The following is a 14,699-nucleotide window of genomic DNA, read 5'->3' as shown; positions in this document are numbered from 1 at the left end:
ATAGTCTTTTTTAACGGCGCACCGTTCCGGTCACCCTGGTTTTACAGGGACCGGAACGTGCGAGCCGGCAAGGCGGCTGGTCGCGACGTCAGTCCTCGCGCTCGATCATTTCGTAGATCCGGCTGGCGAGCGCTTCCATGGTGAACGGCTTGGTCAGCACCCACATGCCCGGGTCCAGATGGCCGTTGCCGATGATGGCGTTTTCCGCGTAACCGGTGATGAACAGCACCTTCAGGTCAGGACGGATGACCCGCGCTGCGTCGGCCAACTGGCGACCGTTCATGCCGCCCGGCAAGCCTACGTCCGTGACCAGCAGGTCGATGCGCTTGTCGGATTCCAGCACCTTGAGCGCCGATGCACCCTCGCCCGCTTCGATGGGAATGTAGCCCTGATCTTCAAGCACTTCGGCCACAAGCATGCGGATCGTAGGTTCGTCGTCGACGATCATTACGGTTCGCAGGCTCTGGGTTTTCAGCGATTCGCACGCTTCGACGGTTTCGACCTCTTCAGGCGCACCGACGTAATGACGCGGCAGATAGAGGCACATCGTGGTGCCCTGGTCCGGTTCGGAATAGATCCGCACCTGACCGCCGGACTGGCGCACGAAGCCATACACCATCGACAGCCCGAGACCGGTGCCCTGCCCCAGCGGTTTGGTAGTGAAGAAGGGATCGAAGGCGCGGTTCATCACCTCCGGCGTCATCCCGGTGCCGGTGTCGCTGACACACAGCGACAGGTATTGACCGGGTGAAAGATCACGGGTCTGGGACCCGCGCTGGTCGATCCACTTATTGGCGGTTTCAATGGTGATCCGTCCGCCTCTCGGCATGGCGTCACGGGCGTTGATGCACAGGTTCAGCAGCGCGTTTTCCAGCTGTGGCGCATCGATGAAGGTTGACCACAGTCCGACCGAGGTCACGACTTCCACCGTGATGTGCGGCCCCACTGTGCGGCGAATCAACTCTTCCATGCCCACCACCAGTCGATTGATATCGACCGGCTTGGGGTCCAGCGTCTGCCGCCTGGAAAACGCCAGCAGGCGGTGGGTCAGTGACGCGGCGCGCTTGGAGGCGTCTTGAGCGGCGGCCACGTAGCGGTCGATTTCAGTGAAGCGCCCCTGGCTGAGACGATTCTTGAGCAGCTCCAGCGAGCCGGTGATGCCCGTCAGCAGGTTATTGAAGTCGTGAGCGATACCGCCGGTCAACTGGCCGACCGCTTCCATCTTCTGCGACTGGCGCAACGCCTCTTCGGCTTGCGTCAGACGCTCCTGCTCACGGCGCCGCTCGCTGACGTCGTAGGCGAACAGGTAGGCACCGATCGGCTGGCCCTCGGCATTGCGCAAGCTGCTGTAGCGCATCTCGAAATGGCTGGCAGGATCGTTGGAATCAGTGAAGTTGACGCTGATGGCGAAATCTTCGCCTGACAACGCCCGAGCCCAGCGCTGGTGAAGACCGGCCTGACTTTCGGGCCGATCAATGAGCATCTCCAGCATGCTGTCGCCGACCTTGGGCCGTACGCCGAACAGGCGCTCGAATTCCCGTGACGCCGAGCCGTTGATGGCGATCCAGCGATAGTTGGAGTCGATGACATGAATGAACGCGTTGGTGCCGTTGACCACATCGGCAAGCACATTGCGTTCGGCCACTGCTTCAACAATACGGGCTTCAAGGGTTTCGTTGAGGTGTTGCAGAGCACGCTCGGCACGCTTGCGTTCGGTGATGTCCTGAAACAGCACGGCAACCTGCTTGCGGCTGGCCGGCTCGATGCGAAACGCCGTCAATGCCAGATAGCGGCCGGTTGCCTCCAGCTCACGCTCGAAGCGGATCGGCTCGCCGGTGGCCAGCACCTTTCCGTAGAACCTCACCCAGTCATCGGCCTCTTCGCGCACCATCTCGCGCAGCCTCTTGCCGACCACGTTGGGAATGCCCGCGTGGTATTCGTAAGCCGGGTTGGCCTCGATGTGGATGTAATCACTGAGCGGGCCATGAGGGCCGTCGAAAAATTCGATGACGCAAAAGCCTTCGTCCATGGCGTCGAACAGAAAGCGGTAACGCTCCTGAGACACTGCCAACGCATGCTCGGCCTCGCGCCCGTTGACGCTCAAACGTTCCTTGAGCAGGGCATTTTCGTCCTCCAGGGCCTTCATGCGGCTCTGAAGATGTTGCAGTTCGGTCGGGGTCAAAACGGCTTTACCTGGAAGAATGGTCGTTGCCGTTTCCCCATTCAACAGGCCGGCACAGGCACGCTACGAGAAAAATGGCTCGCTGGCAAAAATAAAGGAGGTGTGCAGCGCGAAAACGGTGCGTGGGCATTCAGCCGTGACGCTCTGCGTCACATTTCCGAGCGAGCAGACGTTTCTCGCTCAGCTACCGCGCCTGCGCAGCCACTCGTCCACCACCTGGCCCATCCGCTTGGGTTCGGCGTCGATAATCCAGGCCATAAAGGCGCGATCAAACCTGAACTGCGGTCCGCACTGTTCGGTCATGAAGCGTCGCACGTTCTGGGTGTTTCGGTAGTGCGCATCTACGGCGGTGTCGCGGGTAATCAAATCGCTGTGCCAGTCGAATGTCATGTCAGATCCAACCAAAGAGGAAACGCGGTCCGTTATAGCGCGTTTCTGACGTGACCACGAATCAGGCTCGGTTCGCATGAGCGTAAAAGCCCTCTACGGCAGCTGATTCGTCAGCTCATTTCAGGTCCTTGAATGGACATTTCTCTTTCTCTTGAATGAAATTTCCGAGAAAATCCTGCCCCCTTGCGCCTCTCGATTCGGGCCTCTACTGTGCGCCGGTCGCTGCCAATCAGCGATCGGGTTTAGTCGCCCGGCAACGTTAGGCGCATGGCCTCACCTGAGTTCAGACGGATCTTACCGTCCGCACTTTATGGTGGCCGTGCCCAGGGCACCTTCGGGTGCGCCGGTTCCTAACGCCCGGTCGACTAACCTGCGCACGGCTGCCACCTTTCGTTTAGTCGCGAAAAGGAAGTCAAATCATCAAGCGTTGGGAACACTAAAACATGCACCCTACCGAATCCGATTCACTGTCAAACCCTGCAAACCCGCCACGCCCTCTCGCCACCCTCGAACAATCCCTGAACTACGCCGCCGAACTGCTCTGCTGCGCCGCTGCCACAGCCTACGAAAGCGGTGATCGCCTGAGCGGAACCGACCGCCAGTTGGCGTTCGCGGTCGTGCATCTGGTCGAACTGGCCAAGACCGTGATCGACCGCTCGCTGAGCGGGATCGAGATCAGCGCGTAAGATGAGGCCATGGCCCGTAAGCGCGCAGGCATTTGCGGGCCAACGACAGAGAGCCCCATGACGAAACCGGGCACCTGCGAATTCAATTCCCTTGCGCTAGACATCGCTCCCAGGATCAGGAATTTGAATCTGGCGTCTATCAGCGTGTGTGGTTCGAATTGTTGCACCGACGCTTTCTGAATGGCATCCGGGTAGCCCCACTCCAAACCGATGGAGATCAGCTATCTGACTGGCGCGAATCACCATGGATCGTTCTCGGTTGGGCAAGGCTTGAGCAGCTCCAGATCAGTGCCACTCCCGACGCTCGTGTCGACAGCGCCTTCGGCATCAAGATAGATATCAGTGCCCCAAAGGGTTGGGGTTATCACAACGCAATGTCGTCCAGCCGAGCCCCCCCACCATTCAAGCCTCATAAAAAATCTTTCATTACGTAATAGTTCGCCCCAATCGAAAGAGCTTTCGCCCGGAAAAAGCGTCCCTCTGTAAATCCGGTGATTGGTATTCCAGATAAAACCCAACGTTTTTTTTGCCTCGACCGGATAATGGAGCCATGCATCGGGGGTGATAAGACTGACGACGACCAACGGAGAGACTAGGAGCATAATGCAGCAGAAAGACTTAAAACCAAGGCCTGGCGTCCTATGCCGCATACGTTAATTCCGGCAAATGGACAACGACAACGATCACTGGCATTAGGCATCAACCAGTGCACCTGCCTTTTCAGCCCGGTCCAAAAGCTCTGGATCACTCATTAACGCGTCCAGCCTGACCTCATCCACCGAACCGTCATCGCGCAACATCCCGAGCCGGGAAAAGTCGACCACACCGCCATTACTCGCGTTAAACCCACCCACCACATCCGGGCTGCCGTTGACGATCATTCCGCCATGGCTGGTAGGGCTGCCCAGATGGGCCATGGGGCGGCCGTTGACCCGTATCGACGGGAAGCCCGCGACGATAACAGCGCCGCAGGCACAGACGTCGCCGACCCGCGCGACGTTCATGACGTTGGCGAGCACATCGCCGGACGCGCTGACGATGGGTGTTGGAAGGTGCCCGGGAATGGGGCAGACGTGCAGGTCGCCCTGGCGTGCGGAAGGAATCATGTGAGGTCCTTTGCTTAATCGCCTGCGGAATGCAGGGGTGACGACGCTAAAGGACATGCTCGAAGTTATATGTCAGACGCTTCCGAAGCTGATGCACGAAGCCTCACTATCGAGGCCTGTTCATTCCCCGGCAAAGGGCACCAGCGAATCCAGCAGCCACGAACCGGCCGGCCCCAGGCTGCGTTGAAACGACCAGATCACATCCACGGCCGAACGGCGCGGCCAGCCGGAAACGTTGAGTTCCTTGAGCAATCCGCCTGAATAACGCGACACCAGCCAGCGCGGTAACGCCGACCAGCCGAAGCCGAAAGCGGCCATGTCCATCAGCAACAGGTAATTGGGTGCCGACCAATGCCTGTGGCCGCTGGTAGGCAGGTCATCGGTGGGTATGCTTTGCTCGACCAGCGTGTTGAGGCGCAGCGCCCGGTAGCGCGCCAGTTGCTGATAATCGACCCGTTCCAGCGCGGCCAGCGGGTGCTTGTGCGACACGAACAGACCGAAATCGGCACACTCGTCGATGGTCGCATGGCCGATCTCCGGCGGATAACTGGACTGCGCCGAGAGCAGACCCAGCGATGCCCTGCCCGACTGCACCAGGCTGATCGCATCCCCATGCTCGGCAAACACGCACTCCATCTCCAGTTCTGGAAAGCGCTGATCCAGCTCGGCCATCAACCGCTCGAAATCGGCAAACTGGTTGGCGTCCGACAGCACCAGCGTCAGCCTTGGCTCGACGCCCTCGACCAGTCTTCCTGCGGCACGCCGCAAGCGGTCGGCAGCGCACAACACATCATCGACCCGGCCCAGCATCACCTTGCCTGCTTCGGTCAACACCGGCTGACGTGACGAGCGATCAAACAGTTCCAGCCCCAGATCAATCTCCAGCCGGGCAATCGCTTCGCTGATGGTCGACTGGCTCTTGCCCAGCCGCCGTGCCGCCGCACTGAACGAACCCAGCGCGGCGATCTGTGCAAAGGCTTCCAGCGCCTCGGGTGAATAACTCATGAGCGACCTCTATCGGTTTTACCGATGGCAATGATTTTCAGCTTAACGCAAAGACCGATGATAATGCGGCCACGAATGACCACAAAGGACCGACGCGTCATGAGCCGCACTCTCACCAATACCTCTGAACAGACTCAGGTACCGGGCAAATCCCTCAAGGAGCGCATCCTGCACGCCGGTCTGTTCGAGCTGGGCGGCGTGATCCTGGTCGCCCCGCTGCTGGCTTGGCTGATGAACCACTCGCTGACCCTGATGGGCGCGATGACCGTCATGATCTCCACCGTCGCCATGCTCTGGAACATGATTTACAACGCGTTGTTCGACCGCCTGCGAGCCCGGACCGGCTTCGCCATGAGCCTGACCACGCGGGCGCTGCATGCACTGGGTTTCGAGGGCGGCCTGATTCTGGCGGTCGTACCGCTGGCCGCCTGGTGGCTGTCGATCAGCCTGCTCGAAGCGTTCGTGCTGGATATCGGCCTGCTGTTGATGTTCCTGCCTTACACCATGCTGTTCAACTGGGCCTATGACAAGCTGCGTGAGCGGGTCCGGCAGCGGCGCCTGTCGAAATGCGAAGCGGTTTGAGGCCCCATCATCCATCAGGCCTGTATATGCACCGCATAAGGATTTGCGGTTGGATTATCGGCCCGCCTCTGGAGCACACTGTCAGACCTGACAACGGCAAAGGACCCGCAACAATGGCGACTGAAATACTCAAACTGGCTGCGTTCAGCGACGGGGATCAAGGGGGAAACCCGGCTGGCGTGTGGATTGGCGAGGCACTGCCTGACGATCAGGTCATGCAGCAGATTGCCGCCGACGTCGGATTCTCCGAAACCGCGTTTGCCGCGCCTCTCGATGGCGACTGGCGTGTGCGTTATTTTTCGCCGCTGGCCGAAGTGCCGTTCTGCGGTCACGCGACGATCGCCCTGGGCGCAGCACTGGCCGCGCAGCAAGGCGACGGCGTGTTCAACCTTGCGCTCAACAACGCACGGATCACTGTCGAAGGCCACGCTCAGGGTTCGCTGACCTCGGCCGCGCTGCAGTCCCCCGCCACGCACAGCAAGCCGATCAGCACAGAACTTCTCAACGAGGCCTTGGCGCTGTTCGGTTATACGCATGCCGATATGGATACTCGCATCCCACCTGCCTACATCAATGGCGGGGCCGGGCATCTGATTCTGGCGTTGAACAGCCGGGCAGCGCTCAAGGCCATGAAGTATGACCAGCAGACAGGACGCGACCTGATGGTCCGCGAGGGCTGGGCCACGATTCTGCTCGCGTATGCCGAAAGCGAGCAGTTTTTCCATACCCGTAATCCGTTTGCCTTCGGCGGGGTGTACGAAGACCCGGCAACCGGCGCAGCCACGGCGGCACTGGCGGGTTATCTGCGTGACATCGGCTGGCCACACGGCGGGGTCATCGACATTCTGCAGGGCGAGGACATGGGCAGCCGTTCGCGCCTGCGCGCCGAGATACCGCAGCAGATCGGCAGCTCGATCCGCGTGTCCGGCATGGCGCGCAGGCTTTGAGGTTCAGGTCCTCAATTGGCTTCCGCCGATTGCGACGCCCAGCAGCATCACGGCGACGATCATGAAGGCGACTTCAAGGCTGCTCACATGGGCGATGAAGCCGATGGCAGCAGGCCCGATCAGAATCCCGGCGTAACCCACGGTGGTGATCGCCGGAATGGCCACGCTTTGCGGCATGGTTTTCTGCCGACCGACTGCGCTGTAGCACACCGGCACGATGTTCGAGCAGCCTGCGCCGACCAGCGCATAACCCAGCAGTGCCGCTTCCCAGGCCGGAATCAGTGTGGCTACGGCAAGACCTGCCGCTGCGCACAGTCCGCCGAGGATGATCACCCGGTTGGAGCCCACCCGGCGCACGACCGCATCGCCGAACAGCCGCCCCAGCGTCATGGTCACTGCGAACACCGCATAGCCCAGTCCGGCGTAGGATGCCTCGACACTGCGCAACGACGTCAGAAAGACCGCGCTCCAGTCCAGCATTGCGCCTTCGGCCAGAAACACCGTGAAGCACAGCAGCCCGATGAACAACACCACGCCATGCGGAATCGCAAACGCCGGCCCGTCCGAGCGGCTGCCGTAGGACAGAAGATTGGGCGCAGCCTTCGCCAGTGCCAGCAGCGTCAGCGCGACGACGACCAGCATCGACGCGAACGGTGAAATGCCCAGACTGAGCAGGCCACTGACACCGGCAGCTCCGACAATGCCGCCCAGACTGAACAGGCCGTGGAAACCCGACATCATGGTCTTGCCGCTGGCCCGCTCGACGATCACCGCCTGCACATTAGCCGTACAGTCCACGCCGCCCATGCTGGCGCCGAACAGAAACAGCACCGCGATCAGCAACGGCAGACTCGATACGGTCGCCAGCAGCGGCAGGCACAGACAGATCAACAGCGTAGAGATCACCAGCAGACGCCGACAACCAAAACGCGCCGCCAGCGCCCCGGCCAGCGGCATGGCGATGATGGAACCCACGCCCAGACACAGCAGCAAGAGGCCCAGCGTCCCTTCGTCAAGCCCCATCCGTTGTTTGGCATAAGGCACCAGCGGTGCCCATGAGGCCACACTGAAACCGGCAATGAAAAACGCAATGCGCGTCGAGGACTGTTCGGCCCGAGCCTTGGCATCCTGGGCTACGGTGCTGAAAGAGGTCATGCATGCTCCTTGTTGAGGCGGGATGCCGTCAGCACAGGTGACGATCCGGATAAAAAGGGTTAACGGCGGGCTTACACCATAAATGCAAGTCTAAAAATTATGAGCTTATGCCTTAAAAATCAAATACACCTGTTATCAACTTAGGCCAAAAGCCAGTATTCATTGACCAAAACAGAAAGTCGTTATTAATCATAAGCATCGATAACGATACGCGTACCGTTCATTCAAATACATAAGTTCTATAACGTCTTTTAATAATCTTTGGTTCTATGGACGCGTGTTGCCATGCTGTAAGCGTCGATATAGATTCAGTTTCGCACGTAACCGGTGCGACCGTCTGCCGCAACGACTTCGCCATGAAGCATCGAACGCGTCAGGGAAGAACCTGTAATTCAAGGAAGACTGGTTTATGGATACGCGTCACTCAGACAGCGAAACGTCCTCGTTCAAGGCAACCCATCAGTACTTTGCAACCGTTTTGAAGCACCCTGCGCACCGCCGGAGCGCTGACGCCTCGTTGCACTCACGGCTGGCGAAAACCCTGCAATTGAGGTTGCTCGAAATGAACTGCGCCACTGTCGAGGCACGTGCCGGATCAGCGATTGAAACCCGACAGACAAAGCCTGCCCCGGCTCAGGCTGCAACACACGATGGCAGGCTCCGTCGCCGGCGTGATTCCACGATATAGGGCAACCTGGCCCGCTTTACCGACTTGACCGAACGCTGAACCTGATCGGCTTGCCCCCAAGGCAGCCCGAAAGGATTTCGTGTACGCGTTCGCCCGTGTTTTCCAATGAATACATCCGATTTTACCGATGAGGAGATGATTATGACTGGACTCAGAGTTGGCATCGTTGGTCTTGGCGCACAAATGCAGGAAAACCTGCTGCCCACACTGCTGCAAATGCCGGATATCCGTATCGTTGCGGTCTGCGACAGCGACCGCAGCCGTGCCGAGCAGATCAATCGCTTCGTATCCCATGTGATGATTACCGACAACTTCGACGAGATGCTCGCCTCTGCTCAGGTCGATGCGGTAGTCATGGCCTGCCCGCCCCAGGCACACCGGGATCTCGCATTCAAGGCGATGGCCAGGGGCGTGCATGTTTTCGTCGAAAAACCGCCTTGCTTCACCCTTGCCGAGCTGGAAGAGCTGATCGACGCCAGCCGTCGCTCCGGCGTAGTCACGGGTGTCGGCATGAACTTCAAGTTCGCCAAACCCATGGGCCAGTTGCGGCAGATGACGGGCACCGAGCAATTCGGCGAGATTGTGCATATCCAGCTCAATCATTACGCGAGCAAACCGACCTCACCGCTGTGGGGGCTTGATTCGACCCTGCGGTCTTTCCTCCTGGCACAGGCGATCCACACCATCGACCTGGGCGTGACCTTCGGTGGCGGCGAACTGCGCAATATCGAGTCGCGGGTACAGCGCCATGGCGACTCGTTGCTGGTGAGCCTGGAGCTGCAATTCACCACGGGAGCCACGGTCAGTCTGCTCAGCGGCACCATGTTCCCCTACTTCGAATTCGACATGAAGATCGTCAGTTCGAACTCGATGATGGTCGAGCTCAACAATCTGTGGAACATCACCATGCACGAGCCGGTACACGGCACCAGCGCCACCGGTGCAGGCAAACGCTGGCGTGGAGCCTGGCAGCCAGGGCCGCTGGATTCGGGCTACGAACGCAGTGGTTATTTCGGCGAACTGGAAAAGTTCTTCGCCGCAGTGCGCAACAAGACAGCTTATGAGGCGAGTTTCGAAAGCCTGCGGCCAACCTACAGGGTCATCGAGCGCATCTGCGACGCAGACGCGGTTCGCCCCGACCTTGCCCTCAGCGCCTGACCCCTCGCCCATCAAACATCTGTTTTCGGAGCCTGCAAACATGTCAGCCAACCTTTCAAATGCCGTGACCGCCCGTCCACCCGTTTCGGATAAATATCGTCCGGTGTACGCCGACGACCTGCTGACCATGCAGCAGACACTGGAGCGCCCGTTGTCGGGCACCAGCGATGTGGTCGGTGAATACGAGAGCAAGCTTGCGGCCTGGTTCGACGCCCGGCATGCCATCGCCGTGTCCTCGGGTGGCGCCGCACTCAGCGTAGCGATCTATGCATCGGGTGTAGGTCCGGGCGACGATGTCCTGCTCACGCCCAGCTGTCCGCTGTGCACCATCTACCCGATCATCGCCGCAGGGGCCAACCCCATTTTCGTCGACACCCGCAGCCATGGTTTCGGCGCCGACCCGGCATCGATCAAGGCACGCATCACGCCGCAGACCAAGGCAATCATCGACATCCCGATGTGGGGCTACCCAAGCGAAGTCGATGAACTGCGCAGCCTGACTCAGGCGCTGGGCATCACGCTCATTCTGGACCTGGCTCACTCCCATGGCACGACCCTCAAGGGTCAGCCGCTGTCCCGGTTCGGCGACATTTCATGCTTCAGTACGCACGAACGCAAACCACTGGCGACCGGCGAAGGCGGCTTCATCCTTACCGATGATGATGCCCTGGCCAAGCGCTGCCGCGACTACAGCCGTTTCGGCAATCTCAACGGCAAGGATTTCGGCCTCAACTACAAACTGGCTGCACTGCCCGCAGCGCTGGGCGGCAGCCGTCTGGCCTCGCTGTCCGGGCAGATCGAGAAGCGCAGGGAGAATGCGGCGTACTTTCTCGGCAAGCTCGATCACAGCAAAGTGCGCGAAAAAACCATCATCAAGGGCGGTCAGCCGAACTATTACTTTCTCAATCTCGAACTGCACTTTGCCGACAACCGCGCGTTCATTGACTACCTTGATGACGCCGGTATTCCTTCCGACATCAAGCGCTATGGATGCAAGGCGTTGTACGAATTTCCGGCACTGGCGCAATACCGCAACGAATGCCCGAATGCCGAAGCCCTGCTGGCGGGCATGACGACCATCCCGGTTCACCCGGACATCACCCACGCCGAACTGGATTACATGGCTGAGCGCATCAACCAGTACGGTGCCGTATAAATGAACGAACCACTCGATCGCTCACAACTGGATCGGCACTTCACGGCATCCGGGTTCGTTTTGAACCCGGATCGGAAGATGCTGCTGCTGCATCACCGCAAGCTCGGCGTCTGGCTTTATCCGGGCGGTCATATCGAGCAAGGCGAAACCCCTGACGTGGCGGTATTAAGAGAGATTTTCGAAGAGACCGGCATTCACGCCCACCTGCTTGGCGAGCGCGATGAAGCGCTTGCCGATCCCGAAACCGACGTCACCGTGCTGCATCAGCCGTGGCGGGTGCTGTGCGAGTACATCGACGACAAGCGCGGGCCGCATTATCACCTGGACCTGATCTACGTCACGGCGACCCATCTGCGTGCCTGCCCGGACGACAGAGAAGTGGAGCATGCGCGATTCTTCAGCCTTCAGGAAACGGCCGATCTGAAGATGTTTCCCAACTTCCGGCGAATGGTCGACCGGGTCTTTGCAGACGATGCGCTGTGGGATCTGGTGGGGATGAAGGTGTCGTCATGAGCCTGCGAACCCTGACGCAGAAGGGCGCGATGGACTCGCCTGACGACCTGCGGGAACTGGAGCGGGCCCTGTATTCGGGCCTGACCGGCACCTCGCCGGTGGTCGAAGAGTACGAGACCGCCCTTGCTACGCTGTACGGCGTTCGTCATGTGATCGCCGTGTCGTCGGGCGCGGCCTCGGTCACCGCTGCGCTGGCCGGGGTGGATTTCCAGCCGGGCGACGAGGTCATCGTCGCGCCGACCGGTCCCATCTGTACGGTGCTGCCGATTCTCTCGCTCGGGCTGGTGCCGGTATTCTGCGATGTAGCGCCCGACAGCTTCGGGCTTGACCCACAGGACCTGCGACGTTGCATCAGCAAGCGGACCTGTGCCGTCATCGAAGTGCCGATGTGGGGTTATCCGATCCGCTCGGACGAGACCTGGGCGTTTGCGAAGGATGTCGGGTTCACGCTGATTCAGGATCTGGCCCACGCTCACATGACACGTCTGGAAGGCACCTGGCTCGCACGGCATGGCGACATCAGCTGCTTCAGCACCCACGACTGCAAGTTCATCTCGACCGGCGAAGGCGGCTTCGTGATGACTGACGACGACCAGCGGGCCAGCCGCATCCGTGCCTACACGCGCTTCGGCAACCTGACCGGAGAAAAACTGGGCATCAATCTGAAACTGGGCGGCCTGCAGGCTGCGCTCGGGCTGGCGCGCTCACGAAACCTTGTGAAGCACCGGGAGCGTCGCCTGGATAACCGCACGCGGTTGCTGGGCCTACTGAACAATCCGGCGTTCCGCGAGTTGCCACTGGTTCGGCATGGCGAAACCAATGGCTATTCACTGTTGCTGCAATCGGTCGGGCATGACGGGCGTCAGTTGGTTCACTACCAGCAACGGCACGGCATCGAGTCGGACATCGGCAAGTACGACAATCAGCCGCTGTACCAGATGCCGATACTCACCCGTTATCACCGCAACTGCCCAAACGCTGCCAGGCTGCTGCGCTCGCTGACGACGGTGCCATTGCACCCGAGCCTGACGGACGACGACCTGCATTACATGGCCAAGGTGCTCAATGACTACTCCCCGAACTGAACCGGCTTCGCGTGCCAGGCATGCAGTGGTGATCGGCGGCAGTGTAACCGGCTGCCTGACTGCAGCCGTGCTCGCACGTCGTTTCGAGCGTGTGACCGTGATCGAGAAAAGCGACTTCCACGACGAGACCGGGCCGCGTCAAAGCATTCCACAGGAACACCACGTGCACCTGCTGCTGTTGCGCGGCAAGCAGATCATCGAAGGGATCTTTCCCGGCATCCTGAGCGCGCTCGAGGAAGGTGGTGCTCAGGTGGCAGATCTGGGCCATGACGTGAAATGGTTTCAGGGCGGCCGCTGGAAAAACCGTTATCGCAGCGGCATCAACGCCCACTATTGCAGCCGCAGGCTCATCGACAACCAGTTGCGCCGCTGCCTGAAGAGCGTGCCGCAGGTGGACATCCTGTCCGGTACACGGGCCACACGCATCGAGTTTGCCGGTGACAGTGGTCAACGCCATGTGCGCGGCGTGTTCATTGACGACGGCACGGGCGAGCGCAGCCTGTCCTGTGATCTGCTGGTGGACGCGAGTGGCCGGGGCACACACCTGCCGTCGTGGCTGAAGGAGGCAGGCTTCGGCACGGTACAGAACAGCGTGGTCAAGACCGAACTGGGTTACGCATCGCGCATCTACCGCAGAGTTCCCGCGTTCGCCGAACAGTGGCAGGTTCTGCTGGTACTGCCAAAGGCTCCGGTCCAACGCTCGATGGGCGTGATCAGCCCCATTGAAGGGGATCGCTGGATGGTGACCACCGGCGGCTGGTTCGGCCACTTCCCGGGCAAGGATCCGGACGATTTTCTGCAGGCGCTGGCCAATCTGCCGGTGCCCGACATTCACGACGTTATCCGCGAAGCAGAGCCCCTGTCCGAGGTGTTCACTTTCAAGATGCCAGGCAGCCGCCGCACTCACTACGACCGGCTCGACCATTGGCCGGAAGGATTGTTGGTCGCGGGCGATGCATTGAGCAGCATGAATCCGCTGTACAGCCAGGGCATGACCATTGCCGCGCTCGAAGCCGATTGCATCGATTCCAGGCTGGCGGCGCTGCTGGAGGGTTCGCTGAGTTGCCATCAGTTGCAGGGCCTGCTGTGCGCGGTGGTCGATGGCGCCTGGAACATGGCCACGACTGAAGACTTCCGTTTTCCGGAAACGTCGGGCGAACGCACCTGGCGCACCCGTTTCGACCATTGGTACGGCGCGGGGCTGGGCAGACTCTCGGCGAACAATCGTCGTGCGCTGGAAACCCAGATAGGCGTGACCAATCTGGTGGTAGAGCCCGGCCGGCTTTACGCACCCGCCATTGCCTCGCGCATCGCGCTCAACGCCCTTTTGCCCTGGAACACCCGACAATGATCAACGACCTCCTGAACTTTACCGGCGTCGAACACGTGGTGTTCGACTGGAACGGAACCCTGATTGACGACATCGATCTGGCAGTCTTCGCCGTCAACCGGTGCGGCGAGTATTACGGTGTCGCGCCCATCACCGCTGACCAGTATCGGGCTCGATTCGACTTCCCGATTGCCGGTTTCTACGCGGCGCTGGGTTTTGATCTGGACTCTGTGCCTTTCCCGATCATCGTCCAGCATTACCTTGAACACTTCGATGCCCACGTGGCCGAGTGCCCGCTGCAGCCTTATGTGATCGAATTTCTCGACGCCGCCAGACGCGCCGGCATCGGGGTGTCGATCCTGTCGGCATCGCATTGCGACGTGCTGGTCCAGACGCTCAAGGCCAAGGGTTTGTATGACCGCTTTGAGCATGTCGTCGGGCTGAACCATAACCAGGCCACCAGCAAGACCGCCGAGGCCCTGGTGCTGCAGAAAACGCTGGGCACACCCGCGTCCAGAACCCTGTTCGTCGGCGACACGCTGCATGATTTCGACGTCGCCTGCTCAGCAGGATGGTCGCCGGTGCTGGTCTCGACCGGCCATCAGGACAGCGAGCGCCTGCGCCTCAGTGGCGCCCCGCTGTTCAGGAATCTGGGCGAGCTGCTGGAACGTTTTGTGCCTGCCCGTACCCTTCAAACCGAAACCGGGAGCGCCTGA

Annotated in this window: 13 protein-coding genes and 1 pseudogene; 9 read left to right on the top strand and 5 right to left on the bottom strand. The window is 60.3% G+C overall.

What is annotated here, in order from left to right; genetic code table 11:
• Positions 1-88: 88 nt before the first annotated feature.
• On the bottom strand, positions 89-2,182 hold the full coding sequence (locus JTJ32_RS03875) for a hybrid sensor histidine kinase/response regulator (protein ID WP_210040968.1): 2,094 nt from the start codon (positions 2,180-2,182) through the stop codon (positions 89-91).
• A gap of 180 nt (positions 2,183-2,362) precedes the next feature.
• Positions 2,363-2,572: a DUF6434 domain-containing protein gene (locus JTJ32_RS03870; protein ID WP_099228373.1), complete on the bottom strand. Its 210-nt coding sequence runs from the start codon at positions 2,570-2,572 to the stop codon at positions 2,363-2,365.
• 443 nt (positions 2,573-3,015) lie between these two features.
• On the opposite strand from JTJ32_RS03870, the gene JTJ32_RS03865 reads away from it, so the two are divergent.
• Positions 3,016-3,258: a DUF6124 family protein gene (locus JTJ32_RS03865; protein WP_099228372.1), complete on the top strand. Its 243-nt coding sequence runs from the start codon at positions 3,016-3,018 to the stop codon at positions 3,256-3,258.
• A gap of 698 nt (positions 3,259-3,956) precedes the next feature.
• On the opposite strand, the pseudogene JTJ32_RS03860 reads toward JTJ32_RS03865, so the two are convergent.
• Together JTJ32_RS03860 and JTJ32_RS03855 are read right to left on the bottom strand one after the other, a co-directional pair.
• Positions 3,957-4,364 (bottom strand): annotated as a pseudogene (locus tag JTJ32_RS03860) (PAAR domain-containing protein); the annotation flags it as partial.
• A 120-nt stretch (positions 4,365-4,484) separates the two neighbouring features.
• Entirely contained in the window at positions 4,485-5,369 is an 885-nt protein-coding gene (locus tag JTJ32_RS03855; RefSeq protein ID WP_004883824.1) for a LysR family transcriptional regulator, read from the bottom strand.
• Positions 5,370-5,468: 99 nt separating this feature from the next.
• On the opposite strand from JTJ32_RS03855, the gene JTJ32_RS03850 reads away from it, so the two are divergent.
• Positions 5,469-5,951, top strand: a complete 483-nt coding sequence (locus tag JTJ32_RS03850; RefSeq protein WP_184319818.1) for a multidrug/biocide efflux PACE transporter — start codon at positions 5,469-5,471, stop codon at positions 5,949-5,951.
• A 113-nt stretch (positions 5,952-6,064) separates the two neighbouring features.
• Positions 6,065-6,898: a PhzF family phenazine biosynthesis protein gene (locus JTJ32_RS03845; protein ID WP_184319815.1), complete on the top strand. Its 834-nt coding sequence runs from the start codon at positions 6,065-6,067 to the stop codon at positions 6,896-6,898.
• 3 nt (positions 6,899-6,901) lie between these two features.
• On the opposite strand, the gene JTJ32_RS03840 is transcribed toward JTJ32_RS03845, so the two are convergent.
• On the bottom strand, positions 6,902-8,053 hold the full coding sequence (locus tag JTJ32_RS03840; RefSeq protein ID WP_210040965.1) for an MFS transporter: 1,152 nt from the start codon (positions 8,051-8,053) through the stop codon (positions 6,902-6,904).
• Between the two features lie 829 nt (positions 8,054-8,882).
• On the opposite strand from JTJ32_RS03840, the gene JTJ32_RS03835 reads away from it, so the two are divergent.
• From JTJ32_RS03835 to JTJ32_RS03810, 6 genes are read left to right on the top strand one after another with little or no spacing between them, the layout of a single operon-like run.
• Positions 8,883-9,899, top strand: coding sequence for a Gfo/Idh/MocA family protein (locus JTJ32_RS03835; protein ID WP_210040963.1), 1,017 nt, complete (start codon positions 8,883-8,885; stop codon positions 9,897-9,899).
• Positions 9,900-9,939: 40 nt separating this feature from the next.
• A complete protein-coding gene (locus JTJ32_RS03830) occupies positions 9,940-11,055 on the top strand; it encodes a DegT/DnrJ/EryC1/StrS family aminotransferase (protein WP_184319805.1) in 1,116 nt (371 codons plus the stop codon).
• The gene (locus JTJ32_RS03825; protein WP_210040960.1) at positions 11,056-11,568 is read left to right on the top strand and encodes an NUDIX hydrolase; all 513 of its coding nucleotides are present in this window, start codon (positions 11,056-11,058) and stop codon (positions 11,566-11,568) included.
• On the top strand, positions 11,565-12,653 hold the full coding sequence (locus JTJ32_RS03820; RefSeq protein WP_210040958.1) for a DegT/DnrJ/EryC1/StrS family aminotransferase: 1,089 nt from the start codon (positions 11,565-11,567) through the stop codon (positions 12,651-12,653). The genes JTJ32_RS03825 and JTJ32_RS03820 overlap by 4 nt, the downstream gene beginning before the upstream one ends.
• Complete coding sequence (locus JTJ32_RS03815; protein WP_210040956.1) at positions 12,634-14,004, top strand: NAD(P)/FAD-dependent oxidoreductase; 1,371 nt, start codon at positions 12,634-12,636, stop codon at positions 14,002-14,004. The genes JTJ32_RS03820 and JTJ32_RS03815 overlap by 20 nt, the downstream gene beginning before the upstream one ends.
• The gene (locus JTJ32_RS03810; protein WP_210040954.1) at positions 14,001-14,699 is read left to right on the top strand and encodes an HAD family hydrolase; all 699 of its coding nucleotides are present in this window, start codon (positions 14,001-14,003) and stop codon (positions 14,697-14,699) included. Before JTJ32_RS03815 ends, JTJ32_RS03810 begins: the two co-directional genes overlap by 4 nt.

Origin of the sequence: Pseudomonas alliivorans (assembly GCF_017826695.1) — a bacterium.
Taxonomy (GTDB): domain Bacteria; phylum Pseudomonadota; class Gammaproteobacteria; order Pseudomonadales; family Pseudomonadaceae; genus Aquipseudomonas; species Aquipseudomonas alliivorans.
This window is presented reverse-complemented; position numbering and strand designations above follow the sequence as displayed.

Bases quoted from the DNA above. Each gene is read 5' to 3' on its own strand.
- JTJ32_RS03870 (WP_099228373.1), bottom strand. From the start codon at position 2,572: ATGACATTCGACTGGCACAGCGATTTGATTACCCGCGACACCGCCGTA.
- JTJ32_RS03865 (WP_099228372.1), top strand. From the start codon at position 3,016: ATGCACCCTACCGAATCCGATTCACTGTCAAACCCTGCAAACCCGCCA.
- JTJ32_RS03855 (WP_004883824.1), bottom strand. From the start codon at position 5,369: ATGAGTTATTCACCCGAGGCGCTGGAAGCCTTTGCACAGATCGCCGCG.
- JTJ32_RS03850 (WP_184319818.1), top strand. From the start codon at position 5,469: ATGAGCCGCACTCTCACCAATACCTCTGAACAGACTCAGGTACCGGGC.
- JTJ32_RS03845 (WP_184319815.1), top strand. From the start codon at position 6,065: ATGGCGACTGAAATACTCAAACTGGCTGCGTTCAGCGACGGGGATCAA.
- JTJ32_RS03840 (WP_210040965.1), bottom strand. From the start codon at position 8,053: ATGACCTCTTTCAGCACCGTAGCCCAGGATGCCAAGGCTCGGGCCGAA.
- JTJ32_RS03835 (WP_210040963.1), top strand. From the start codon at position 8,883: ATGACTGGACTCAGAGTTGGCATCGTTGGTCTTGGCGCACAAATGCAG.
- JTJ32_RS03830 (WP_184319805.1), top strand. From the start codon at position 9,940: ATGTCAGCCAACCTTTCAAATGCCGTGACCGCCCGTCCACCCGTTTCG.
- JTJ32_RS03825 (WP_210040960.1), top strand. From the start codon at position 11,056: ATGAACGAACCACTCGATCGCTCACAACTGGATCGGCACTTCACGGCA.
- JTJ32_RS03820 (WP_210040958.1), top strand. From the start codon at position 11,565: ATGAGCCTGCGAACCCTGACGCAGAAGGGCGCGATGGACTCGCCTGAC.
- JTJ32_RS03815 (WP_210040956.1), top strand. From the start codon at position 12,634: ATGACTACTCCCCGAACTGAACCGGCTTCGCGTGCCAGGCATGCAGTG.
- JTJ32_RS03810 (WP_210040954.1), top strand. From the start codon at position 14,001: ATGATCAACGACCTCCTGAACTTTACCGGCGTCGAACACGTGGTGTTC.